The organism is Bradyrhizobium sp. STM 3809 (assembly GCF_000239795.1).
In the GTDB taxonomy this organism is placed as follows: domain Bacteria; phylum Pseudomonadota; class Alphaproteobacteria; order Rhizobiales; family Xanthobacteraceae; genus Bradyrhizobium.
The window spans coordinates 1-22,388 of record NZ_CAFJ01000423.1; the positions used below are offsets into that span (position 1 = coordinate 1).

At 67.1% G+C, this 22,388-nt stretch carries 18 protein-coding genes and 1 pseudogene; 7 read left to right on the forward strand and 12 right to left on the reverse strand.

Annotation, left to right across the window (positions count from 1 at the left end; translation table 11 throughout):
• From BRAS3809_RS20280 to BRAS3809_RS20295, 5 genes and pseudogenes are all read left to right on the forward strand, one after another.
• A pseudogene (locus BRAS3809_RS20280) lies at nt 1–305 on the forward strand (carbon monoxide dehydrogenase); the annotation flags it as partial.
• A gap of 71 nt (nt 306–376) precedes the next feature.
• Nucleotides 377–781 carry an aldehyde dehydrogenase family protein gene (locus tag BRAS3809_RS35985; protein ID WP_008963919.1) on the forward strand — a complete coding sequence of 135 codons (405 nt, stop codon included), beginning with the start codon at nt 377–379 and terminating at the stop codon, nt 779–781.
• A 50-nt stretch (nt 782–831) separates the two neighbouring features.
• Nucleotides 832–2,241, forward strand: coding sequence for a cytochrome c (locus BRAS3809_RS20285; RefSeq protein WP_008963920.1), 1,410 nt, complete (start codon nt 832–834; stop codon nt 2,239–2,241).
• On the forward strand, nt 2,238–2,729 hold the full coding sequence (locus tag BRAS3809_RS20290; RefSeq protein WP_035657164.1) for a (2Fe-2S)-binding protein: 492 nt from the start codon (nt 2,238–2,240) through the stop codon (nt 2,727–2,729). Before BRAS3809_RS20285 ends, BRAS3809_RS20290 begins: the two co-directional genes overlap by 4 nt.
• On the forward strand, nt 2,726–4,945 hold the full coding sequence (locus tag BRAS3809_RS20295) for a xanthine dehydrogenase family protein molybdopterin-binding subunit (RefSeq protein WP_008963922.1): 2,220 nt from the start codon (nt 2,726–2,728) through the stop codon (nt 4,943–4,945). Before BRAS3809_RS20290 ends, BRAS3809_RS20295 begins: the two co-directional genes overlap by 4 nt.
• Before the next feature lie 59 nt (nt 4,946–5,004).
• On the opposite strand, the gene BRAS3809_RS20300 is transcribed toward BRAS3809_RS20295, so the two are convergent.
• Nucleotides 5,005–6,996: a WG repeat-containing protein gene (locus BRAS3809_RS20300; RefSeq protein WP_008963923.1), complete on the reverse strand. Its 1,992-nt coding sequence runs from the start codon at nt 6,994–6,996 to the stop codon at nt 5,005–5,007.
• A 253-nt stretch (nt 6,997–7,249) separates the two neighbouring features.
• Nucleotides 7,250–7,723, reverse strand: coding sequence for an SgcJ/EcaC family oxidoreductase (locus tag BRAS3809_RS20305; RefSeq protein ID WP_008963924.1), 474 nt, complete (start codon nt 7,721–7,723; stop codon nt 7,250–7,252).
• Between the two features lie 162 nt (nt 7,724–7,885).
• On the opposite strand from BRAS3809_RS20305, the gene BRAS3809_RS20310 reads away from it, so the two are divergent.
• Complete coding sequence (locus BRAS3809_RS20310; RefSeq protein WP_008963925.1) at nt 7,886–8,419, forward strand: DUF1003 domain-containing protein; 534 nt, start codon at nt 7,886–7,888, stop codon at nt 8,417–8,419.
• 270 nt (nt 8,420–8,689) lie between these two features.
• Here BRAS3809_RS20310 and BRAS3809_RS20315 read toward each other — a convergent pair whose 3' ends face one another.
• From BRAS3809_RS20315 to BRAS3809_RS20360, 10 genes are all read right to left on the reverse strand, one after another.
• Nucleotides 8,690–10,660: a glycosyltransferase family 2 protein gene (locus BRAS3809_RS20315; protein ID WP_008963926.1), complete on the reverse strand. Its 1,971-nt coding sequence runs from the start codon at nt 10,658–10,660 to the stop codon at nt 8,690–8,692.
• Nucleotides 10,660–11,874: a hypothetical protein gene (locus tag BRAS3809_RS20320; RefSeq protein ID WP_008963927.1), complete on the reverse strand. Its 1,215-nt coding sequence runs from the start codon at nt 11,872–11,874 to the stop codon at nt 10,660–10,662. Before BRAS3809_RS20320 ends, BRAS3809_RS20315 begins: the two co-directional genes overlap by 1 nt.
• Complete coding sequence (locus tag BRAS3809_RS20325; RefSeq protein ID WP_035657169.1) at nt 11,871–13,349, reverse strand: HlyD family secretion protein; 1,479 nt, start codon at nt 13,347–13,349, stop codon at nt 11,871–11,873. The genes BRAS3809_RS20320 and BRAS3809_RS20325 overlap by 4 nt, the downstream gene beginning before the upstream one ends.
• Nucleotides 13,350–13,548: 199 nt before the next feature.
• Nucleotides 13,549–15,048: a tripartite tricarboxylate transporter permease gene (locus tag BRAS3809_RS20330; protein ID WP_035657172.1), complete on the reverse strand. Its 1,500-nt coding sequence runs from the start codon at nt 15,046–15,048 to the stop codon at nt 13,549–13,551.
• Nucleotides 15,048–15,536: a tripartite tricarboxylate transporter TctB family protein gene (locus tag BRAS3809_RS20335; protein WP_008963930.1), complete on the reverse strand. Its 489-nt coding sequence runs from the start codon at nt 15,534–15,536 to the stop codon at nt 15,048–15,050. The genes BRAS3809_RS20330 and BRAS3809_RS20335 overlap by 1 nt, the downstream gene beginning before the upstream one ends.
• Nucleotides 15,533–16,501, reverse strand: a complete 969-nt coding sequence (locus BRAS3809_RS20340) for a Bug family tripartite tricarboxylate transporter substrate binding protein (protein WP_008963931.1) — start codon at nt 16,499–16,501, stop codon at nt 15,533–15,535. Before BRAS3809_RS20340 ends, BRAS3809_RS20335 begins: the two co-directional genes overlap by 4 nt.
• 211 nt (nt 16,502–16,712) lie before the next feature.
• A complete protein-coding gene (locus BRAS3809_RS20345) occupies nt 16,713–17,072 on the reverse strand; it encodes a hypothetical protein (protein ID WP_035657175.1) in 360 nt (119 codons plus the stop codon).
• Nucleotides 17,073–17,152: 80 nt separating this feature from the next.
• Nucleotides 17,153–17,431, reverse strand: a complete 279-nt coding sequence (locus BRAS3809_RS20350; RefSeq protein ID WP_052523454.1) for a DUF3551 domain-containing protein — start codon at nt 17,429–17,431, stop codon at nt 17,153–17,155.
• A gap of 102 nt (nt 17,432–17,533) precedes the next feature.
• Entirely contained in the window at nt 17,534–18,229 is a 696-nt protein-coding gene (locus BRAS3809_RS20355) for an RlmE family RNA methyltransferase (protein ID WP_008963934.1), read from the reverse strand.
• Between the two features lie 148 nt (nt 18,230–18,377).
• Nucleotides 18,378–19,451, reverse strand: a complete 1,074-nt coding sequence (locus BRAS3809_RS20360) for a Ppx/GppA phosphatase family protein (protein ID WP_035657177.1) — start codon at nt 19,449–19,451, stop codon at nt 18,378–18,380.
• A 201-nt stretch (nt 19,452–19,652) separates the two neighbouring features.
• Here BRAS3809_RS20360 and BRAS3809_RS20365 point away from each other — a divergent pair, with 201 nt between their 5' ends.
• A complete protein-coding gene (locus BRAS3809_RS20365) occupies nt 19,653–22,028 on the forward strand; it encodes a xanthine dehydrogenase family protein molybdopterin-binding subunit (protein WP_008963936.1) in 2,376 nt (791 codons plus the stop codon).
• Nucleotides 22,029–22,388 lie beyond the last annotated feature (360 nt).

The following is a 22,388-nucleotide window of genomic DNA, read 5'->3' on the forward strand; positions in this document are numbered from 1 at the left end:
GCTCGACCTCCGGACAGATCAGCTGGCGCATGCTCCCGATCGATGACGGACGCGCAACCCGCGTCGAGCTCGCGATCGGCTACAGCCTCTCCGGTCCATTGGCGCAGATCGCGCGTGAGGGACTGGTCCGCGATCTGGCGTCGCGCATCACGACGACATTCGCGCAAAACTGCGAACGGCATCTCAACGGCAGCGCAGTCGCGACCGGGGCGACCGAACCGCAGGGCCTCGACGCGCTTACCCTGCTACTCGACGTCGCACGCAAACGCCTCGCCCGCCTCGCCCAGCGCGTGCGGCGGCCATGAGACCGCCGCTCACGGCGGCTCGGTCGCCGGTCACGGCAAGCTCTGACTGGAAGGACCCGTGATCCCGCCACATGTCTTCGCCGACCGCCGACAACGGCATGGAGATCGTGGCTAACGAGACCTTCGGACCCTACGCTCCGATCATCCGTGCAGCGAACGAAAGGTATGCCTCACGCACCGTGAATGTGACGATATGGGACTTACCTCCTGTGTGTTCCCGCACGGCCTCGCGCGCGGGGCAAGTCGCCAAGCGCATCGAGGCCAGCATTGCGCAGGTGAACGATCAATTCTTGAACGATCTGCCCAACCCGCCCATCGGGGGAGTGGAAAAACTCCGGCATCGGCGGATTTGTGCAATGACACGCGGAGTGATCGCGGCCGCTCGCGATCTTCGCTCGAGGAGCCATCGATCGCGTATCGGCGCTGCAGTGCAGCGCCTTCGAATTCAAGCAGCAGTGAATGGCGCATCGCCGTGAAACCGATCATGCTGGGGATCGTTGTCTGACGCCACGAGAACAGCGTCTGCATGTCCCTTTCGAAACGGTTCGGCCTCGCGCTCCTGACGCTGCTGGTGATCCTCGGTGCTGCCGCCCTTGCGGCGACGTGGCGTCCGGCGATCGCCGCGATCGATCCGCCGGGCTTCCAGGCCTTCGAGCCCGCTTTGGTCAAGCGCGGCCGGCAGCTCGCGGCCATCGGCAACTGCGCGGACTGTCACACCGTCAAAGGCGGCAAGGATTTCGCCGGCGGCCTACCCGTGGCGACGCCGTTTGGAACGATCTATTCGACCAACATCACCCCCGATCCCGAGACCGGCATCGGCCGCTGGTCGGAAGCGGCGTTCGAGCGCGCCATGGTGTCCGGCGTCGATCGCGACGGCCATCATCTGTATCCGACATTCCCCTACGACCATTTCACCCATGTCAGCGCGGATGACGATCGCGCGCTCTACGCCTATCTCATGACGCGCGAGCCGGCGCATGCGGCGCCGGCTGACAACCACCTTGCCTTCCCCTTCAACCTCCGGCCCGTCATCGCCGGCTGGAAGCTGCTGTTCCTGCACCGCGGCGAGGTGAAGCCGGACCCCGAAAAGAGCCCGGCCTGGAATCGCGGGCAATATCTCGTCGAAGGCCTCGCGCATTGCGGCGCCTGCCACACGCCCCGCAATGCGTTCGGCGCCGAGCGCAAGGCGGCGAGTTTTTCCGGCGGCGAGGCCGACAACTGGCAGGCTTACGCGCTGAACGCGCAATCGCCGGCGCCGGTGCCGTGGACGGAGGACGCGCTGTTCGAATATCTGCGTCAGGGCTGGCAGAGGGATCACGGCGTCGCCCGCGGTCCGATGGCGCAGGTCATCAACAACCTGGCCTCGATCGACGCCGACGACATCAGGGCCATCACCACTTACACCGCCGCGATGTTCGCTCCGCGGCCGGACCGCGGATCAGGTGGAGAGACAGCAGTCGCGGATGCCGCCGCGCGGCAGGCGAAGCAGCCGGCCGGTCCGCCGCAGGCCGCGACCTCGACGGCAGAGGGCGCTGCGCTGTCGGCCGACGGCCAGGATGGCGCCGCGATCTACGCGGCCGCCTGCGCCAACTGCCACGAGAGCGCGCGGCCGCTGCCCTATGGCGGCATCGATCTGCACCGATCGACCGGCATCAGCGCGCCGGATGCGCGCAACGTCGCCAACACGGTCCTGTATGGACTGCCGGCGCGTGACGGCGAGCGCAGCCCGATCATGCCCGGCTTCGCGGCGAGCCTGACCGATGCGCAGGCGAGCGCGCTGCTGGGCTTCCTGCGCGCGCGCTTCAGCACGCGGCCGCCTTGGAGCAATCTCGCTCAGACCATCGCCGGCGCGCGGCAGGCGCAGGCGAGCTTCCTGCGCACCGCCGCCGAGCCGCCCAACATCAGCATCCCTTCGCCCCCGCGAGGCCAGCCATGATGACACTGACGATCAACGGCCGGGATCACCAGGTCGATGCGGAGCCGGACACGCCGCTGCTCTACGTGCTGCGTGACGACATCAAGCTCAATGCAGCCAAATATGGCTGCGGCCTCGGCCAATGCGGCGCCTGCACGGTGATGGTCGACGGCGACGCGGTGTTCTCCTGCATCACGCCGATCCTGCTGCTGAAGGACCGCAAGATCACGACGCTCGAAGGCTTGGGCACGCAGGACGCGCCTGCGCCGATCCAGCGCGCCTTCATCGAGGAGCAGGCGGCGCAATGCGGCTACTGCACTCCCGGGATGATGATGCGCGCGCAGGCGCTGCTGCAACGGAACGCAGCTCCGACAGACCAGCAGATCCGCGCCGAGCTGGCTCCGCATCTCTGCCGCTGCGGCACGCATATGCGGATCCTGCGCGCGGTGCATCGCGCTGCCGACATGATGCGCCGGGCCGATGCCGGAGCGGAAGGAGCCAAGCTATGAGGTCGGCTGTCACCCTCGATCGCCGCGGCGTGCTGCTCGGCGGCGGCGCCCTGATCGTCGGCTTCGCCTTGCGCGATGCCGCCGCGCAGCCGGCGCCGAACGGCGTGAAGCGGCCGGGCAGCCTCGCCCATACGCCCTATCTCGACTCATGGATCCGGATCGACGCCAGCGGCGAGATCACCGTGCTCACCGGCAAGGCGGAGCTCGGCCAGGGCATGAAGACCGCCGTTCTGCAGGTCGCGGCCGAGGAGCTCGACGTGCCCATGGCCCGGTTGAAGCTGGTCACGGCGGACACCGGCCTCACCGCGAATGAGGGCTACACCTCCGGCAGCCATTCGATGCAGGACAGCGGCACCGCGATCCGCAACGCCGCGGCGCAGGCGCGGACGCTGCTGATCGCGCAGGCGGCGCAGCGTCTCGGCCTGTCGGCGGATCAGCTGCGGACCGACAATGGCGCGGTCGTTGCTCCCGATGGCACGCGCCTTTCCTATGGCGAGCTGGTCGCCCAGGACATGCTGCATGTCGAGTCCGCGCCGACCTCGACACTGAAGCAGACGGCGAGCTTCAAGGTGATGGGCAAGCCGCTGCAGCGCGTGGACATTCCGGCCAAGGTCACCGGCGGCGCCGCCTATGTCCAGGATATGCGGCCGGATGGCATGCTGCACGCCCGCGTGGTGCGGCCGCCCAGCTATGGCGCGCAGCTGACAGCTCTCGACAGCGCCGCCGTCGAGGCGATGCCTGGCGTGGTGAAGGTGGTGAGGAACGGCAACTTCATCGCGGTGGTCGCGAACAAGGAGTACCAGGCGATCAGGGCGATGATCGCGCTCGCCGCGCGCAGCCAATGGCAGGAGAATGCGCGGCTGCCGGCGCAGGCCGATCCGCGGCTATTGCTGACCAGCCTGCCCGCACAGGATTCAATCATCCTCAACATTGCCGATCCAGCCGTCACCGGCGCAAAGACGATCGCCGCGAGCTACACGCGGCCCTATCAGGCGCACGGCTCGATCGGCCCGTCCTGCGCGCTGGCGCAGTTCGCGGACGGGATGATGACGGTGTGGAGCCACACCCAGGGTGTCTTCCCGGACCGCCAGGCGATCGCGGAGATGCTGCAATTGCCGCCCGACAAGGTCCGCGTCATCCATGTCGAAGGCTCCGGCTGCTACGGCCATAACGGCGCCGACGACGCCGCCGCCGACGCGGCGCTGATCGCGCGCGAGCTGCCGGGCCGTCCGGTCCGCGTGCAGTGGATGCGCGAGCAGGAGCATGCCTGGGAGCCGTTCGGCCCGGCCATGCTGACGCAGGCCAGGGCATCGCTCGATGCCGACGGCAAGATCGCCGCTTGGACCTACGAGGTCTGGAGCAACACCCATTCGATGCGGCCCGGCGGCGCCGGCTCGCTGCTCGCGGCCCAGCACAAGGCCGATCCCGTTGCGGAGCCGGCGCCCAAACCGCTGCCGCTGCCGGAAGGCGGCGGCGACCGCAACGCCATCCCGATCTACACGTTCCCGAATGCGGTCGTGACGCACCACTTCGTCAAGCAGATGCCGCTGCGGATCTCCGCGCTGCGCTCGCTCGGCGCCTATCACAACGTGTTCTCGATCGAGAGCTTCATGGACGAACTGGCGCTGGCGGCCGGCACCGATCCGGTCGCGTTCCGGCTGAGGCACCTGACGGACGCGCGGGGGCGCGATGTGATCGAAAAGGCCGCCGATGCATTCGGCTGGAGCCGCCATGACAAGCTGCCGGCGGGACGCGGCCGTGGCTTCGCCTTTGCCCGCTACAAGAACCTCGCCGCCTATTGCGCCATCGCCGCGGAGGTCGAGGTCAACCGTGACACGGGACGTGCGCGGCTCGCGCGCGCGGTGGCCGCCGTCGATGCCGGCGAGATCATCAATCCCGACGGCCTCACCAACCAGATCGAAGGCGGCATCATCCAGTCGATGAGCTGGACGCTCTACGAGAGCGTCAGCCACGACGCGACCCGTATCACCAGCATCGACTGGCAGAGCTATCCGATCCTGCGCTTCAACTCGGTGCCCGACAGCATCGAGGTGCATCTGATCAACCGCCCTGGACTGCCGTTTCTCGGCGCCGGCGAGACGGCGCAGGGACCGGCTGCGGCCGCAGTCGGCAACGCCATCGCCAATGCGATCGGTCGCCGCCTGCGCGACCTGCCGCTGACCCGGCAGAAGATCAAGGATGCGATCCAGGTGTGAGACATGCCTAAGCCCGGGCCGTCGGTGACTTCATGCTCCGGTCGCGGCCCCGTCGGACCTCAAGGCTCGACGGCGCATTTGACCTCTCTGCCGACGGAGACCCGTGGATGCCGCTCCATGCAGGCGATCGTCGGGACCACCTTGCCGCGCCGGTCGAGCGCGCACCAGCGCCCCTCGCGCCTGGCCCAGGTCACGCCGCGGAACGCCGAGAATCCCAGCATCTCGTCATGGACCGGATCGATGACCACTTTGCCGGCGGTGTCCATCGCGCCCCATTTGCCGTTCTTCAGGAACGACAGCAGCCCCGTTTCCAAACCGAGTTCGATTTGATCGACGCGCGCATCGATCAAGACCTGGCCGGCCTTCGAGAGAAGGACGCGGCGTCCGTCGCTCTTCGACAGCAGGCCATAGTTGATGTCGCACATCTCCCCGCTGCGCGGCGGCACGGCCCAGGAGCCATCCTTCAGCCGGATGATTCCGGTCGCGCCGGCCGTGGCGACGAACGCCGTGTCCGCGTCGCGCAGCCGTGCGGCCTCGAAACGCGGCGCGATCAGCCAGCTCCCATCCGGCTTCACGATGCCCCGCTGGCTTGCGACGATGGCGACCGCGAACGGCGCATCACGCGACAAATAGAGGAATTTCGGTTCGATCACCCAATGTCCGTCCGTAGCGATGCGCCCCCATTTCCCATCGCGCTTGGCGTTCCAGAGGTTCTGCCCGACCGGCAGCAAAGCGTCGTAGACGGCCGGCGCCAGCTCCCTGGCATCGGCATCCACAAGGCCGACCTTGTCGCCGACCTTCGCGACATAGACCGGCGATGGACGACAGCCACCATCCACGATTCGTCCGGCGGAGGGCTGCAGCGGAGAGCCGTCGGCGCGGTAGTGAGACCATTCCTTGTCCTTGAACGCGATGAGATGGCCGTCCAAACAGCGCTGGATGGCGCGATCGAATTCAGCCGGCATGACGGTCCGCCCGAGCGGGTCGAGCAGCCCCCAGCGACCGTTCCGCTTGAAGCTCCATCCGAGCGGCGCAGCCGAGCGGGCATGCACGTCCAAATCTTGAAGCTCATCGGCATCGATCCGGAATGACACCGCACCGGCACGATCGATCACGGCCATGGTCTGGCCCTGCCGCACGACCGTGTACGATCCGAACGGCCTGAACGGCCATGCCTCATCGAAGATGGGTTCGACGACGACCCGGCCGCTCCGGCCGATGAATCCGATCCTGCCGTTCAGGCTGAACCGGGCCAGCCCGCCCCATGGCGTGTCCACCGCATCGAAACGCGGCTCGATCAGCCAGCTGCCATCGGCGCGCTGCAGGCCCCATTTCTGGTCGTGGCGAACGAGGCGGATGGATGGGTCGGCAGAATCAAAGCTGCGGCCGAGCGGCTCGATCAAACGGCCGGCGCGGTCGATGGTGCCGTACTCGTCGACATCGTCGTCGTCCCGGATCTTGCCCGTGATGCGTCGACCCAACCCGCTGTAGTGAACCTCATCCTCAACCCTCGGGGTCCCCGGATCAATTTTCCAAATGCGGAAACGATCAGGACCGATCGCCACGATGTGCGCGTAGGTCGGTGCGATCACCACCTGCCCGTCCCGATCGATCAGGCCGGCCTTGCCGTCGACGACGATCCGCGCAAATCCGAACCTGTAGTCGTCCACGAGCGTGTAGCGCGGCGGCACCGTCTCCCGTCCCTGCTCGTCGACGAAGCCGTACAACCCGCCATTTCGAACGGCTGCGCGACCATCCGAAAAGCCGCCGATCCAGTCATAGCGCGGCGGAACGGCCACACTCCCGTCGCGGCGCACCGCGCCGCACAGCCCATTGGGGAATGCGCACATCCCGAGGGGAAATGTGAGCTGGGGATATTTCGCGCCTGGAGACTCCCTCGCGGGCTGACCTTCACCGTCGAGCTTGGCCCGAAGGATGGCCATGCCCGCCTTCGTCAGCTGCAGCGAGCGATCCTGCTTTTGCGCCGCAGACTCCCCGGCGTGAAGTGCCGCGCAGGCGAAAACAAGGAAGGTGGTCACAATACGGCGCATGAGCTGAATTCGTGGTTCGCAATCAGCCGCGTGGACCGATCCGGGGATGCTGTTCGAACGAGACACCGACCTCGCTCGAATGCCTCACCTACACGCTTTCCGAACCGCATGCATCTGCGCGACATCTATGATTCGCGAGGCCGCGCGTGATTCATCTCGCATGTGGCAGATCCGACATCTTGGCCGGCCTGCGTTCTCCAGACGAACATCAGCCGGACCCGCTCCGGCCGAAGCGGGCCGGCTCTCATGCCGCCTACTTCTCCGGCATCATCGACGAGTGCAGGTGGTCGATCTTCCAGGCGCCCTCCTCATAGCGATAGATGAAGGAGTAGCGCGCCTTGACGTCGGTCTTGGCGCCGCTCGCCGGATCGGTCAAGGTCACCGTCCAGGTGCCGAGTCGCGTCGCCGTATTGCAGTCGAGCTCGATCGTCGAGCTGTCGATGCGGCCGACCGGGCTGCTCTTGAGGAACTTGACGAAGTAGTCGTTGACCGCCTCGGGCGTCGTGCGCGGCTGGTTCGATACGGTCGCGAGCAGCACCGGCTTCCTGGTGAAGAGCGCGGTGACCTTGGCCGGATCCTTGGTCGCCCACGCCTCGTTGAAGCTCGTGAACAGGCCCTCGATCTCGGTCTCCGATATCGTGGGACATTCCATGCTTCTCGCCTGGGCCGCACTCACGGATGCCAAAACGATCAGGGCCGACACGGTGGACTTCACTACGGTAGACACGTCTCTGTTCTCCTGTGGACAGTCAGCCGCATCTAAGTCGAAGCTACCGTCCGGCAAGGCGGTGCGACACCCTGGCCGAATGTCTGCGCAGCACCGCGTCCGAGTGCCGCATTCTTTGCTCGCAGGCTGGAACGCCCGGCCGCGAGATGCCGTTTTCACGGCATGACCGAAGAACTCGCGCCGCGTCCGGCTCCCACCCCGGGGCTCACCCCTGCCCTCGAACGCAACATCCAGGCGCTCGTCGACCGCCGCAAGCGCGAGCAGACCGCGGCGACGGCGCAGCAGAAGGTCGCAGACGCGATCACGCGCTTCACCGGCTCGATGCTCTTCGTCTATCTGCATCTCCTGCTGTTCGGCTTCTGGATCGTCGCCAACCTGCATCTCGTGCCGGGCGTGCCGGCCTGGGACGAGAGCTTCGTGGTGCTGGCGATGATCGCCTCGGTCGAGGCGATCTTCCTCTCGACCTTCGTGCTGATCTCGCAGAACCGCATGGCCGGCGAAGCCGACAAGCGCGCCGATCTCGATCTGCAGATCAGCCTCTTGACCGAGCACGAGCTGACGCAGGTGGTGGCGCTGCTGAACCAGATGGCCAAGCGGATGGGCATCGAGCCGGACGCCAAGCCCGAGCTGCGCGACGCCTCGAAGGACATCGCGCCGGAGAAGGTGCTGGACAAGATCGAGGAAGCACAGCGATGAGGGTTGCGCCAAGCCCAGGGCGTAGGGTGGGCAAAGGCGCTGCCGTGCTGCGTCTCGGACGCGAGCTGGTGATGGCGCCGTGCCCACCGTCGGGCGGCGGAACGTGCTGAGAGACCGTGGGCACGCTGCCGCAGGCGGCGGCAGCTTTGCCCACCCTACGTCGGAAATGCAAAAGCGTAGCCCGCATGAGCGCAAGCGATATGCGGGGTCACACGAGATATCTCGGAGAACCCGGGGTCGCGGCGCTCGCCCGGGCTGCGCAAGCGCGTGTCAGCGCCCGACGAAGCCGCGGCGCGCCAGGCCTGCAAGGGCGCCGCGCAGGCGGGCCTGGCCGGTGATGACGCCGCAGGAGGAGCTGAACAGGCGGACGACCAGCTGCCGTCGCTGCGCCTCGCTCGGCTGCAGGCGCAGCTGCATCGTCTTCTTCGAGACGGATTCGACGGAGGCGTCGATCCAGCCGAGACCATCGAGATGGATCGGCATCGCGCTGCCCGGCGTCGTCGCGCCACGGCGCAGGCCGGCCAGACGGGCCGACGACAGCGACAGCGCCTCGACGTGACAGGGCACGACCTCGCCGCGGTGCGCGAGCCACCCCGCCTCGGCGATGGGAAACTGATCCTCTGACCGCGGCAGCTCGAAGCACACCAGGAACGCGATGAACGCGATCAGCATCGCGATCCCGGCCCACAGCAGGTTGAAATAGTCGATCGACGAGATTTCGCTGGCCGCATTCGGCGACACGAAGGCCCAGACGATGGCGGCCGCCGAGCTCGCGGCGATCAGGCCGAAGATCGCGGCGAGCTTGCCATGGACGCGCGGCCTGGAGCGGTCGCCGCCCTTGTCGGTCACCTTGAAGGGACGGCCGAACGGCCTGATCGCGGCGCTGAGCAACGTCGCGGTGACCGCGAAGCACGTCACCGCATGGGTCGCCTCCATGAACAGCGGCAAGGTCTTGGACCGCGAGATCCAGCCCATGTAGATGATGGTGCCGAGCAGCGCCGGCACGCCGTAGCGCAGGAAAGACAGATAGTCGGCCTCGAACGCCGGCAGGCCCGCGAACCAGTAGATCGGCGGCGCGATCAGCAGCAGCACCATGAACGGCTTGCACAGCCAGTTCAGCACGCCGTGCAGGAAGTGCCAGCGCTGGGTGAAGCTGTAGCCCCGGCTGCGCAGCGGGCCGTCACGCAGCAGCGCGACCTGGATCGTGCCGAGGCACCAGCGCGCGCGCTGGGTGATGTATTCCGGCACGCCTTCGGCTGAGAGGCCGAAGCTCAGCGGCTCGTTGAGCCAGACGGTGCGAAAGCCGCGCTTGAGCAGCGTGTAGGTGAGGTTGAGATCCTCGGAGATCGCCGCATGCGGGAAGCCGCCGATCTCCGTAAGCCGCTCGCGGCGCACGACGAAGGAGGTGCCGACACAGAAGGCGCAGCCCCAGGCATCCTTGGCCGGCTGGAACACGTCGAAGAAGAAGCGCTGGTCGTCGACCCAATGGCCGGACGCCAGCAGATTGTGCTGGATCGGATCGGGGTTGTAGTAGAACTGCGGCGTCTGCACGACCGCGATGTCCGGCTCGGACAGCAGCAGGCCCACGGTCCGCTGCAGGAAATCGCGGCGCGGCGCGAAGTCCGCGTCGAGCACCAGGATCACGGGCGCATTGGACACACGCGCGGTCGCTGTGAGCGCGTTGTTGAGGTTGCCGGCCTTGGCGCCCTTGTTGTCGGGCCGCGTCAGATGGCGCGCGCCGACCTCGTCGCAGAAGCTGCGCAGCCAGTCGCGGCGGGTATCGTCGAGCACCCAGACGGTCTTGTTGGCGTAGTCGAGCGCGAGCGCGGCGAGGATCGAGCGCTCGACGATCTCCATCGGCTCGTCATAGGTGCAGATGAAGATGTCGACGGCGGGCTGCTCGCCGCGCGCCAGCGCGCGCTGCGCGGCGTCGGCCTGTGCCGAGCGGTCGACGCTGCGGGTGAGGATCAGGATCGACATCAGCGTATAGGAGATCGCGACGATCTCGAGCGTGATGAACAGCCGCGGCCACAGCGCCTGCAGGGTCAGATCGAACGTCGGCAGCGTGTCGTGCCAGCGCCACAGCGTGTAGATCATGAGGAACGACGCCGCGGTGACACCGAACAGAACGCGATCGCGCAGCCGCGCGGGATCGAGCAGCCGGGCCATGACCATGAGCCCGAGCAGGACGCCGAGATCGGTGGACAGCACCGACGCGGCATTGCTGGCAGTGGGAAACATCAGGGCACCCTCGCGCCGGTGAACGGATTCCAGCCGGTCTCGGCGAGCACGGCCCAGGCGGTGGCGCCGAGATGCGGACGCTTGTAGTAGAAGAAGTCAGGAATCGTGCTGGCCCCGCTCGGATCGATCGACAGGCCCGTGCTGACGCGGGCGCTGCGCGTCGCGTTGAGAAGTCCCGAGGCGGTTCGATCGTTGCGCAGGCCAGCCAGCAGCCGCTCGCTGGCGGCGGCGTCGCCGACCATGCGATAGGCCAGCGCGGCCTGCGCCGTGCCTTCGACCCAGACGCCGTCGCGGTCGCCGTTGAAGTCGAAGCCGTCATCGACGGCGAGATGGGCTTGCGCGAAGCCGAGCGCCTTGCGCCAGTCGGGCGTGTCCGGCACCGCCATCCACGGCCAGAGCTGCACGTCCAGCGCGAGCAGATCGGCGTCGGCGGGGCTGCCATCGGGCTTTGTGCCGAGCAGGAAATGATCACCGCGGAAGCTGCGATCGAGCAGCCGGCGCGCCGTCTGCGCCGCGTCGCGGTAGCGCGGCGCGGAGGTGAGCCGAAAGAGCCAGGACGCCACGGCGTAGACGTCGGTATTGTGCTCGGTCGACATCCAGGTCAGGCGCACCTGCTGCGGATCGTAGCCGTGAAAGCCGCCGCTGAATCCCTCGGATCCGTTGCTCGCATGGGCGATGATCCAGTCCATCAGCCGCTTGGCGCCGGACAGATAGTCGGCCTCGCCGGTCGCCTGATGCAGCGTCAGCAGCGCGAGCGCCGCCCAGGCAACGTTGCCGGTCGCGGTGCCGTCCTGTGCCGGATCCTCGCCCCAGATGTTCTTCTGATCATCCCACCAGCCCGGCAGCAGCGCAGCACCCCGCCCGAGGGGACCGGCGCGATAGGCGTTGCGCAGCCGGCCGTCGTCGAAGGTGCGGTCGTAGGTCGCCGCCTGCATCAGGGCGTTGCCGATCGTCCGCGCCTGATCGACCTGGCCGCAGGCGACCAGCGCGATCGCCACCAGGGCGTTGTCATAGGTGAACGCCGTGGTCGAGAGACCGAGCGGCAGCGCCTCCTCACCGGCACCCGGCTCGTAGCTGCGGATGAACGCCGCATCCCTGCCCCGGAGCCCCGGTCCGACCGCCTGCACCAGGCCGGGACAGAACGACGTCTCGGCGCGCGCCGCCGACGCGCCGAGCAGCGCCATGGACAGCATGATCATGGCCATCAGCCTCATTGCGCCGACACCGCGCGCGTCGCCGGCAGCCAGTGCTGGCCGTCCTCGGACATCTGCGCGGCGGCCGGCTGCGATCGCAAGGCCCTGTCGAGCTTGGTCACGCCGGCGCGACGCGTCGCTTCGTCGGGCGTGGGCGCATCGAGATCGGCCAGCGAGGCGACGAGATGGCCGAGCCGGCGCCAGGTCACCGACATCGACGGCACGATGCCGTTGTCACGGGTCACCGTGACCCACTGCCCCACCGTGCAGGCCGGCGTCGCGGCGGAAGCCGGCTGCGCGGCAGGTTTGTCGGCCGCAGCGTCCGGCGTGATCATGACATAGAGCTCGCGCCGCTCGGTCTGCGGAAACGGCACGGCAAAACGCTCGTCGACCTTGTCGCTGGTCTTCGGCAGCACGGCGCTGACCACGCCGCTGCGAAAGCCGCCGCCCTCGATGCGTACCTTGGTGCCCGGTTTCATCGCTTCACCCTGCCGATAGGAGAAGATCGCCACCACGAAACGCTTGTCGCAATCGACCACCGAGGCGATCGTATCGCCGGCGCTGACATGGCGTCCGGTGTCGGCGCCGACCGCGAGCACCTTGCCCGGACCCGGCGAGAGCACATCGGCAGCGGCGAGTCGCGCCAGCCGCGCGCGCTCCGACTTGATCAGGCCTTCGAGATCGTCGAGCACGGCCGATTGCTGCTTCTCCTCGATCTCCATCCTGCGGGCGTCGAGATCGATATCGCGGCGCTTCTGGCCGAGCATGTTCAGCGCGACCAGATCCTCGCCGACATAGATGCCGGCGTTCAGCGCCTTCAGCTGCGCCAGCTTCTGGTTCAGCTTGGCGGTCTGCGCGTCGGTGTCGTGCAGCGCCGCCGCATATTGCTGCTCGGTCGGCTTCAGCATCTCGACGCTGGCGGCGTCGCGCGCCACCATGCGGTTCTGCCGGTCGACGATCGCCTTCTTCTCGCTGCTCTGCGCGTTCGACTGCGCGACGCGGGCGCGCAGCTCCTCGATCTGCGATTGCAGCTGCGTCTTCAGCTGATCGGCTTGGCTCGCGATCTCCTGGTCGAGCGACGTGACATAGGCGACGTCGGATTGATGTTTCGCGCGGGTTGCGTCGAGCTTCTGGCGCGCGTCGCCCGCCTTTTCCTCCAGGGAGATCAGCGTGGTGCGGTCGAGGCGTGAATTGGTGATCTCGGCGAGGCGGTCACCGGAACGTACCTCGCCGCCCGGCTTCGCCGAGAGCGCATCGACCTGCCCCGCGATCGGCGAGGTCAGCAGCATCACGGGCGCATTCACCACGGCGCGATCCGACTGGTCGGCCACGATCGGCGGCACCACGGCGGTCAGCATCAGCACGGCCATTATGCCGGCGACGCCGATCGCGGAAACACGCAGGATCACAGGATGGCGCGCACGCGCCGCTGTTTTCGGAGCGGCCGGACGTGGTGCGGGGGATGGCTTGAAACCGTCATCGAAGCGATCGGTCATCGGGTCTCTTTCGGTTTGGGGTGACACGCCCCGAAAGACGCTTCCTCTGATGATCCGGAGTTCCAGGCCCCGGTCTCGATGGTTGAAGCGCAAACCAGATCACGCGGACATCGTTTCAAACCGAGTCCGATCTTCGCCCCTTCAGCCGGTCACGTTATGTTGCAGTGCAGCGACGCGGTTTCCGCGCCCAGCGCCACACTCAATCCTCATTCGCCTTGAAACGCCCGAGTCCCTTCAAGATGAACGGCGCGATCAGCGCAATCAGCGCGACAACCAACAATGTCGCAGAGATCGGAGATTGCAGCAAGGTCATGGGATCGCCGAGGCTGATCGCCAGCGCGCGGCGCAACTGGCTCTCGGCGATCGGCCCGAGGATCAGGCCGACGACGACAGGGGCGATCGGGAAGTCGAAGCGGCGCATCAGGAAGCCGAGCACGCCGAAGCCGGCGAGCATCGACAGTTCGACCACGGATGGCTTCGCAGCAATCGTGCCCATGGTGGCGAACACGAGGATGCCGGCATAGAGCCAGGGCGTCGGGATCTTCAACAGCCGCACCCACAGGCCGACCAGCGGCAGGTTCAACACCAGGAGCATCGTGTTGGCGATGAAGAGGCTGGCGATCAGGCCCCAGACGAGATCCGGACGTTCGGCGAACAGCAGCGGACCCGGGTTGAGTCCATACTGCTGGAAGCCGGCGAGCATCATCGCCGCGGTCGCGGAGGTCGGCAGACCGAGCGTCAGCAGCGGCACCAAGGTGCCGGCGGCCGAGGCGTTGTTCGCAGCCTCCGGCCCGGCGACGCCCTCGATCGCGCCCTTGCCGAACTCGTCGGGATATTTGGTCAGGCGCCGCTCGGTCGAATAGGACAGGAAGGTCGGAATCTCGGCGCCGCCGGCCGGCAGCGCGCCGATCGGGAAGCCGAATAGCGTGCCGCGCAGCCACGGCTTCCACGACCGCTTCCAGTCCTCGCGCGTCATCCACAGCGAGCCTTTGACGGCCTCGATCTTCTCTTCGGAGTGATGCCGGCGCGAGGCGACGTAGAGCGCCTCGCCGACCGCGAACAGGCCGACCGCGAGCGTCGTCACCTCGACGCCGTCGAGCAGTTCCGGCACGCCGAAGGCGAGCCGCGCCTGGCCGGTGAGCTTGTCGATGCCGACAAGGCCGAGCACCAGCCCGATGAACAGGCTTGTCAGGCCGCGGATCGGCGAGTCGCCGAACGTAGCCGACACCGTGATGAAGGCGACGCACATCAGCGCGAAATAGTCCTCCGGGCCGAAGCGCACGGCGATGTCGACGAGGTAAGGCGACAGGAACGCGAGTCCGATCGTGGCGATCGTGCCCGCCACGAACGAGCCGATGGCCGAGGTGGCCAACGCCGGACCGCCGCGGCCGGCCTTGGCCATCTTGTTGCCCTCGAGCGCGGTGGCCATCGAGGCGCTCTCGCCGGGCGTGTTGATCAGGATCGCGGTGGTCGAGCCGCCATACATGCCGCCGTAATAGATGCCGGCGAACATGATCAGCGAGCCGCCGGGATCGAGCTTGTAGGTGACCGGCAAGAGCAGCGCGACGGTCAGCGCCGGTCCGATGCCCGGCAGCACGCCGACGGCGGTGCCGAGGAAGACGCCGATCAGCGCGTAAAGCAGGTTCATGGGCTGGGCGGCGATCGCCATCCCATGCGCGAGCGCGGCGAAGGTGTCCATCAGAGCAGTCTTTCGAGCGGACCGGCGGGGAGGCTCAGGGTGAGGAGACGGTCGAACGCGACGTAGATCAGCGTCGTCAGCACCACGCCGATGATCAGGTCGGTTACGAAGGCGCGGCGGCCGAACGCGGCCGAGGTCGTGACGAACAGGGTCGTCGTCGCCGGGATAAAGCCGCCGCCGAAGCCGATGATGGCGATGAGCAGCGCGAGGCCGACGAGGATCAGCAGCACCGCAACCGGATCCGCGCTCTCGCGCGGCGGAAGGTTGCCCCTGACCGCATCGATCAGGTTGGCGAGCGCGAGAATGCCGAGGCCGATGGCGATCACCACCGGCGTGACCTGCGGACCCATGCCATACATCGTCGTGGCCGGGATCTGGTTGGCGTCGTAGACCAGCACCAGTGCGACAGCGGCCAGCAGCGCCGCGATGACGATGCCGGCCTTGTCGATGCCGCGCGCGGGAGCCTCCCTTGCGGCGCTCTCGGTCATGACTTGACGAGGCCGACCGACTTCAGCACGTCGGTGACGCGGACGTTCTCCTTCTTCAGGAACTCGGCGAAGGCATCGCCCGGCAGATAGGCGTCATCCCAGCCCTTCTGCTTGAGGATGTCCTTCCAGGCATCCGACTTGACCATCTTCTCGACGGCCTCGCTGAGCGTCTTCTTCTGCTCCGGCGTGATGCCGGGAGGCGCAACGACCGACCGCCAGTTGGCGAGCACGAGGTCGATACCCTGCTCCTTGAAGGTCGGGATGTCGACGCCCGGAATCCGGCTCTCCGAGGAGATGCCGATCGCGCGCAGCTTGCCGCTCTTGATCTGCCCGTCATATTCCGAGAGGCCCGAGATGCCGGCGGTGACCTTGCCGCCCAGGATCGCCGCGAGCGACTCGCCGCCGCCAGAGAACGGGATGTAGTTGACCTTCTTCGCATCGGCGCCGACGGAGCCGGCGAACAGCGCCGCCATCACGTGATCGACGCCGCCGGCCGAGCCGCCGGCAAAGGTCACCTTGGCGATATCGGCCTTCAGCGACGCCGCCAGGTCCTGCGCGGTCTTGATCGGCGAATTCGCGGGCACGACGATGACCTGGATCTCCTCGGTCAGCCGCGCGATCGGCGTCACCTGCTCTAAAGTCACCGGCGACTTGTTCATGGCGAGTGCGCCGACCATGACGAAGCCATTGACCATCAGCTGGTTGCCGTCGCCCTTGGCGCCATTGACGAACTGCGCGATGCCGACCGTCCCGCCCGCACCGGCCACGTTGGTCACCTGGACGCTGCGCGCCACGCCGGAGGCCACGAAGGCCTGCTGCATGGCGCGGGCGGTCTGATCCCAGCCGCCGCCGGGCGCGGCGGGCGCCATCACCTTCAGCTCCATCTGCTGAGCAAGACCCGGAGAAGCGGTCAGCGCCATCAGCGCGACGACCGCACCGAACAGGCGCGCACAAAACGACTTCAAAGCAACCCTCCACGGCCGCCCAGGCGGCTCTCGTTTCTTCTTGCGCTTGAAAACAAGCGAGCGGTCGCCGCGAACGGCCGGAGCGGTTCCAGATTCCCAAGGCGCGACAAAAGCCTACAGCTGCAGAGGGGCCGTTCAAGGCGTCGCGCTGCGACAGGTTAGCGCACCTGTTCGTGCGCGTTGCGTCGGGTGCCTGTTGGTGCGGAGCGGCCTAGCCGCAGGTCCAGACCATGCCGACCGGCGTGCGGGTCCAGCACGGACCGAAGCTGCCGCCGTTGTAATGGCCACGATAGAAGCCGGGCTGGCCGAAATAGTGCCACTCGCCGTTATAGAGCATGTATTTCGGCGTACCGTCGATATACCAGTTGCGGCGGTTGCCACGCGGCCCGTTGCGCATCGCTTCCTTGTCCGCGTACAGGGGCAGACTGTTGTTGGGCGGCTGCTTATAGCCCGGCAGGAAGCCATAGCCCTGCCAGCGTTGCGCCTTGCGCTTATGCGCCGGTGCAGCGATCGCGATCGCCGGCAGCAGCAGCAGGAGCGTCACGATGGAAACGATGAAACGTCGCGGCATGGCGGCCCGCCAACTGTGGAAGTCTCGGATCTTGAGCTTGATTGTGCGGCACGGCAATGGCCGTTCCGTCACGACATGTTTCAGCGATGATGCCGGTGTGCGCGACGTGGCGGCGGTGCCGGCGGCGCATAGAACGGATTGAGGTCGCACATCGCCGCCCGGCCCGACGCCGTCGCGCGGCATTGCGGCAGCGACGTATAGCTGCAGTCGATCCACTCGCCGCCGCCGAACCGGCCGCCTTCATAGACCTTCATGCACACGGGATAGCGCGGATCATAGGCCTGGGCGCGAGCCGACCCCGAAGCCGCGATCCCGACCACCAAACCCAGCGCGAGGGCGCTCCAGCTCAGAACACGCATGCAGGACCTCCGGAATTGACGTCTCGCCGGCCTTGAACCGATTCCCGAGACCTTGATGTTCCAGCTCTGTATCGCCCGGACGCGGCCGCCGCAATGACGCCATTACAACAGGTCGGTCTGCTCTCCGCCGCGAAAGCCCATCGCCAGCACATAGCGTTCCGACGAATCCTGCCGGCTGGCGGCCGGCTTGACGTGGCGGACGCTGGCGTAGTCGCGCTTGAGCTGCGCCAGCAGCTCGGCATCGGCGCCGCTCTGGAACGTCTTGGCGAGGAAGCTGCCGCCGGGCTTGAGCACCTCGCCGGCGAAATGCGCGGCGAGCTCGACAAGGCCGACGATGCGGAGCTGGTCGGTCTTGCGATGTCCGGTGGTGTTCGCGGCCATGTCCGACATCACCACATCAGCGCGGCCGCCCATCATGGCGCGGAGTTTTTCGGGCGCCTCATGGGCGTGGAAGTCGAGCTGGGCAAAGGTGACGCCGGGGATCTCGCCCATCTCCAGCAGGTCGATCGCCACCACCTTGCCCTTCCCGGCCTCGGCACCGACGCGGCGCGCCGCGATCTGGCTCCAGCCGCCCGGCGCGGCGCCGAGGTCGACCACGGTCATCCCGGGCTTGAGCAGGTGAAATTTGTCGTCGATCTCGATCAGCTTGTAGGTCGCGCGCGAGCGATAGCCGTCGCGCTTGGCCTGCGCCACATAGGGATCGTTGAGCTGCCGCTCCAGCCAGAGCTTCGAGGACAGCTTGCGCTTGCCCCCGGTCTTGACCTGCACATGCATGCGGCCGGTGGTGTCTTTTGCCATCTTGGTCTCGGAGGTCATTCCGGGACCGCCCGTCAGGGCGGGACCCGGAATCCAGAAGTTACGGAGCGAGAGTCCGGGTCCGCGCCAGACGCGAACAGCTTCCCTGTTTTCGTCCAGCCTGCCCCGGAATGACGTCCTCGATCCCTTGCTACGCCGACCTCAGCGCACCGTCCTCGCGCATCATTTCGACCAGCATGCCTTCGCGCAGGCCGCGATCGGCGACGCGCAGGCGTGGCAGCGGGAAGGATTGACGAATCGCGTCGAGGATGGCGCAGCCGGCCAGCACGAGATCGGCGCGGTCGATGCTGATGCAATTGTTCTCGGCGCGCTCCTGGTAGCTCATCGCCAGCAGCTTGCCGATGGTCGACGTAATGTCCGCATCGTTGATCCAGATGCCGTCCACCCGGCGGCGATCGTAGCGGGCGAGATTGAGGTGGATGCCCGCCAGCGTCGTCACCGTGCCGGAGGTGCCGAGCAGATGCATGCCGTCGAGATCGCCGCCATGCTCGGCGGCGAACGGTCCGACATGCTCGGCCACGGCCTCGACCATGGCGGCGTAGATCTCCGGCGTCACGTCGCGGCCGCCGAAGCGCTCGGCCAGCGTGACGACCCCGAGCGGGATCGACATCCAGGCCTTGATGCGCGGCTCTGCACTGCGGTCAGAGGGATCGCGCTCGATCCTGACCAGCTCGCTGGAACCGCCGCCGATGTCGAACAGGATCGCCCCCCGCCCGCCCGAGTCGAGCAGCGGGGCGCAACCCTTGACGGCCAGCGCCGCCTCGGTCTCGCGGTCGATCACCTCGAGCTGGATGCCCGTCTCGGCCGCCACCCGGGTTCGGAACCCCTCGGCATTGGCCGCGGCGCGGCAGGCCTCCGTCGCGATCAGGCGCAGCCGCCGCGCCTTCTTGGACTGGATCTTGTCCCGGCAGATGGAGAGCGCCGCGATGGCCCGGTCCATCGCCGCATCGCTGATGCAGCCGGTGGTCGAGATGCCCTCGCCCAGCCGGACAATACGCGAAAAGGAATCGACCACGCGAAAACTGTCGCCCGAAGGACAGGCGATCAGGAGCCGGCAATTGTTGGTCCCGAGGTCCAGGGCCGCATACACGCTGCTGCCATTGCTGGCGCAGGCCGGTCTCGCGACGTCCAGACCCGGATGCAAGCCGGGCTCTGGGTTCCCGCGCGGCGTGGGATCCTCCCGCAGCCGCGTGTCATTGATCATTCAAATGTCTTTCCGCTGGCCGAACCGGCCCAGATGGAAGTTATCTTTCCCGAGACTTTATCAGTGGATAGCGCCGGCGCAACAGCCCCTCCGTCAGGCGTGATGCACCATTCCTAATCAACCGTTGTCCGGCCGCGGGGCCTGCACTATCTGGGAACAGCCCGCATTTGCGCTCCATCCAGCTCCGCAGGTCTCCCTCCCATGCAAGATCACACCGCACCGGCCTCCCTCGAAAACGCGATTGCGCTGCAGAAATTCGGTGTCGGGCAGCCGGTCCGGCGCAAGGAGGACGACACGCTGGTGCGCGGACACGGCAAATATACCGACGATTTCAACCTGCCCGGACAGGCGCATGCCTGGATCGTCCGCTCCAGCCACGCCCATGGGATCATCAAGGGGATCGACACCGCGGCTGCGAAGGCCATGCCCGGCGTGCTTGGCGTGTGGACCGGCGTGGACCTCGCCAGCGCCAATTATGGCCCGTTCACCTGCGGCCTGCCGATGAAGAGCCGGGACGGCTCGCCACTGCTGCAGACGAACCGGCCAGCGCTCGTCACCGACAAGGTGCGTTTCGTCGGCGATCCCATCGCCTTCGTGGTAGCGGAGACCGCGGCGCAGGCCCGTGACGCCGCCGAGGCGGTCGAGGTCAACATCGAGCCCCTGCCCGCGGTCACCAATGCCGAAGAGGCGACCAGGCCGGGGGCGCCGCAGCTCTACGACCACATCCCGAACAACGTCGCGCTCGATTACCATTATGGCGACACCGCCAAGATCGAGGAGGCGTTCGCCAAGGCGGCGCACGTCACCAAGCTCGACATCGTCAACACCCGCGTCGCTGTGGTGTCGATGGAGCCGCGCGTCGCGCTCGCCGCGTTCGACGGCAAGACCGAGCGCTTCACCTTGCAGGTGCCGACCCAGGGCGTGTCCGGCAACAAGGTGACCCTGGCCAAGATCCTCAACGTCGCGCCGGAGAAGGTCCGGATCGTGACGACCAATGTCGGCGGCTCGTTCGGGATGAAGAACGTCTCCTATCCCGAATATATCTGCATCCTGCACGCCGCCAAGGCGCTGGGGCGTCCGGTAAAGTGGCGCGACGAGCGGACCACCGCCTTCCTGTCCGACAGCCAGGGCCGCGACCAGATCATCCATGGCGAGCTCGCGCTCGATGCCGACGGCAAGTTCCTCGCCGTGAGACTCTCCGGCTACGGCAATCTCGGCGCCTACATCATGGGCGTGGCGCCGCTGCCGCTGTCGCTCAACACCGGCAAGAACCTCGCCAGCGTCTACAAGACCCCGCTGCTCGGCGTCGACATCAAGACCGTGCTGACCAACGTGACGCTGATGGGCGCCTATCGTGGCGCCGGCCGGCCCGAGGCCAACTATTTCATGGAGCGGCTGATCGACACCGCCGCGCGCGAAATGGGCATCGACCGTCTCACCATTCGCAAGCGCAACTTCATCAAGCCGAGCCAGATGCCGTTCCCGGCCGCCTCCGGCGTCACCTATGATTCCGGCGATTTTGCCGCGGTGTTCGAGAAGGCGCTGGAGGTTTCGGACTACGCCGGCTTCGCCAAGCGCAAGCGCGAGAGCCGCAAGGCCGGCAAGCTGCGCGGCATCGCCGTCGGCTCCTATCTGGAGGTGACCGCGCCGCCGAACGGCGAGCTCGGCAAGATCACCTTCGACGCCGATGGTGGCGTCACGCTGACCACGGGCACGCTCGACTACGGACAGGGCCATGCCACCCCGTTCGCGCAGGTGCTGTCGGCGCAGCTCGGCGTGCCGTTCGAGAAGATCCGCCTGGAGCAGAGCGACTCCGATCTGGTCCGCTACGGCAACGGCACCGGCGGCTCGCGCTCGATCACCGCGACGGGACAGGCGATCGTCGAATCCTCGCAGCTCGTGATCGCCAAGGGTAAGCAGGCCGCCGCGCATCTATTAGAGGCGTCCGAAGCGGACATCGAGTTTTCCGGCGGCCAGTTCACCATCGCCGGCACCGATCGCAGCATCGACATCATGGAGCTGGCGCGGCGGATGCGCGAGGGCAAGATGCCCGAGGGCGTGCCGGCCTCGCTGGACGTCGACCACAATTCGACGGCGACGGAATCGACCTTCCCGAACGGCTGCCATGTCTGCGAGGTCGAGATCGAGCCGGACACCGGCGTGGCGCAGATCGTCGCCTATACCGCGATCAACGACTTCGGCACGGTGATTAATCCGATGATCGTCGCCGGCCAGCTGCATGGCGGTGTCGCCCAGGGCATCGGCCAGGCGATGATGGAGCACCTGCGCTACGACGAGAGCGGCCAGCCGATCACAGGCTCGCTGATGGACTACGCCCTGCCGCGCGCCTCCGACGTGCCGATGATGACGGTCGACAACCATCCGGTGCCGGCCAAGAGCAACCCGCTGGGCACCAAGGGCTGCGGCGAGGCCGGCTGTGCCGGGTCGATGGCGAGCGTGATCAACGCGGTGATCGATGCGCTATCGGACTACGGCGTGAAGCATCTGGACATGCCGCTGACGGCCGAGAAGATCTGGCGCGCGATCCAGGACGGCAAGGCGAAGACGGCGGCGTGAGCGGCGGCGCCTTTGTGAGGCGTTGAGTTGGGGCACGCTTTCTCCTCCGTCATGGCCGGGCTTAACCCTGCCATCCACGAGCCAGGGTAACGGACGACATGGATGCCCGGGTCAAGCCCGGGCATGACGACCGATTGTTAGGAAACAGCGTGCGCTTCAGGCCGTCCGTATTGGACCAGCCGTCACCGCGACCTCCGCCGTCATCGTCCGCGAAGGGGACGATCCAGTGCGCCGAGACGGGCGTGATTGCACCGCGAGGCCGCGGCGTACTGGGTGCCCGCCTGCGCGGGCATGACGGATCCATGCCGGAAGGCCGTGCAGGACCAAGCCAGACGACGACGGTGGTTGCTGAAAAACGGC

Coding starts and splice junctions, on each gene's coding strand:
- BRAS3809_RS35985 (WP_008963919.1), top strand. CDS start 377: ATGTCTTCGCCGACCGCCGACAACGGCATGGAGATCGTGGCTAACGAG.
- BRAS3809_RS20285 (WP_008963920.1), top strand. CDS start 832: ATGTCCCTTTCGAAACGGTTCGGCCTCGCGCTCCTGACGCTGCTGGTG.
- BRAS3809_RS20290 (WP_035657164.1), top strand. CDS start 2,238: ATGATGACACTGACGATCAACGGCCGGGATCACCAGGTCGATGCGGAG.
- BRAS3809_RS20295 (WP_008963922.1), top strand. CDS start 2,726: ATGAGGTCGGCTGTCACCCTCGATCGCCGCGGCGTGCTGCTCGGCGGC.
- BRAS3809_RS20300 (WP_008963923.1), bottom strand. CDS start 6,996: ATGCGCCGTATTGTGACCACCTTCCTTGTTTTCGCCTGCGCGGCACTT.
- BRAS3809_RS20310 (WP_008963925.1), top strand. CDS start 7,886: ATGACCGAAGAACTCGCGCCGCGTCCGGCTCCCACCCCGGGGCTCACC.
- BRAS3809_RS20315 (WP_008963926.1), bottom strand. CDS start 10,660: ATGTTTCCCACTGCCAGCAATGCCGCGTCGGTGCTGTCCACCGATCTC.
- BRAS3809_RS20320 (WP_008963927.1), bottom strand. CDS start 11,874: ATGAGGCTGATGGCCATGATCATGCTGTCCATGGCGCTGCTCGGCGCG.
- BRAS3809_RS20325 (WP_035657169.1), bottom strand. CDS start 13,349: ATGACCGATCGCTTCGATGACGGTTTCAAGCCATCCCCCGCACCACGT.
- BRAS3809_RS20330 (WP_035657172.1), bottom strand. CDS start 15,048: ATGGACACCTTCGCCGCGCTCGCGCATGGGATGGCGATCGCCGCCCAG.
- BRAS3809_RS20335 (WP_008963930.1), bottom strand. CDS start 15,536: ATGACCGAGAGCGCCGCAAGGGAGGCTCCCGCGCGCGGCATCGACAAG.
- BRAS3809_RS20345 (WP_035657175.1), bottom strand. CDS start 17,072: ATGCCGCGACGTTTCATCGTTTCCATCGTGACGCTCCTGCTGCTGCTG.
- BRAS3809_RS20350 (WP_052523454.1), bottom strand. CDS start 17,431: ATGCGTGTTCTGAGCTGGAGCGCCCTCGCGCTGGGTTTGGTGGTCGGG.
- BRAS3809_RS20355 (WP_008963934.1), bottom strand. CDS start 18,229: ATGGCAAAAGACACCACCGGCCGCATGCATGTGCAGGTCAAGACCGGG.
- BRAS3809_RS20360 (WP_035657177.1), bottom strand. CDS start 19,451: ATGATCAATGACACGCGGCTGCGGGAGGATCCCACGCCGCGCGGGAAC.
- BRAS3809_RS20365 (WP_008963936.1), top strand. CDS start 19,653: ATGCAAGATCACACCGCACCGGCCTCCCTCGAAAACGCGATTGCGCTG.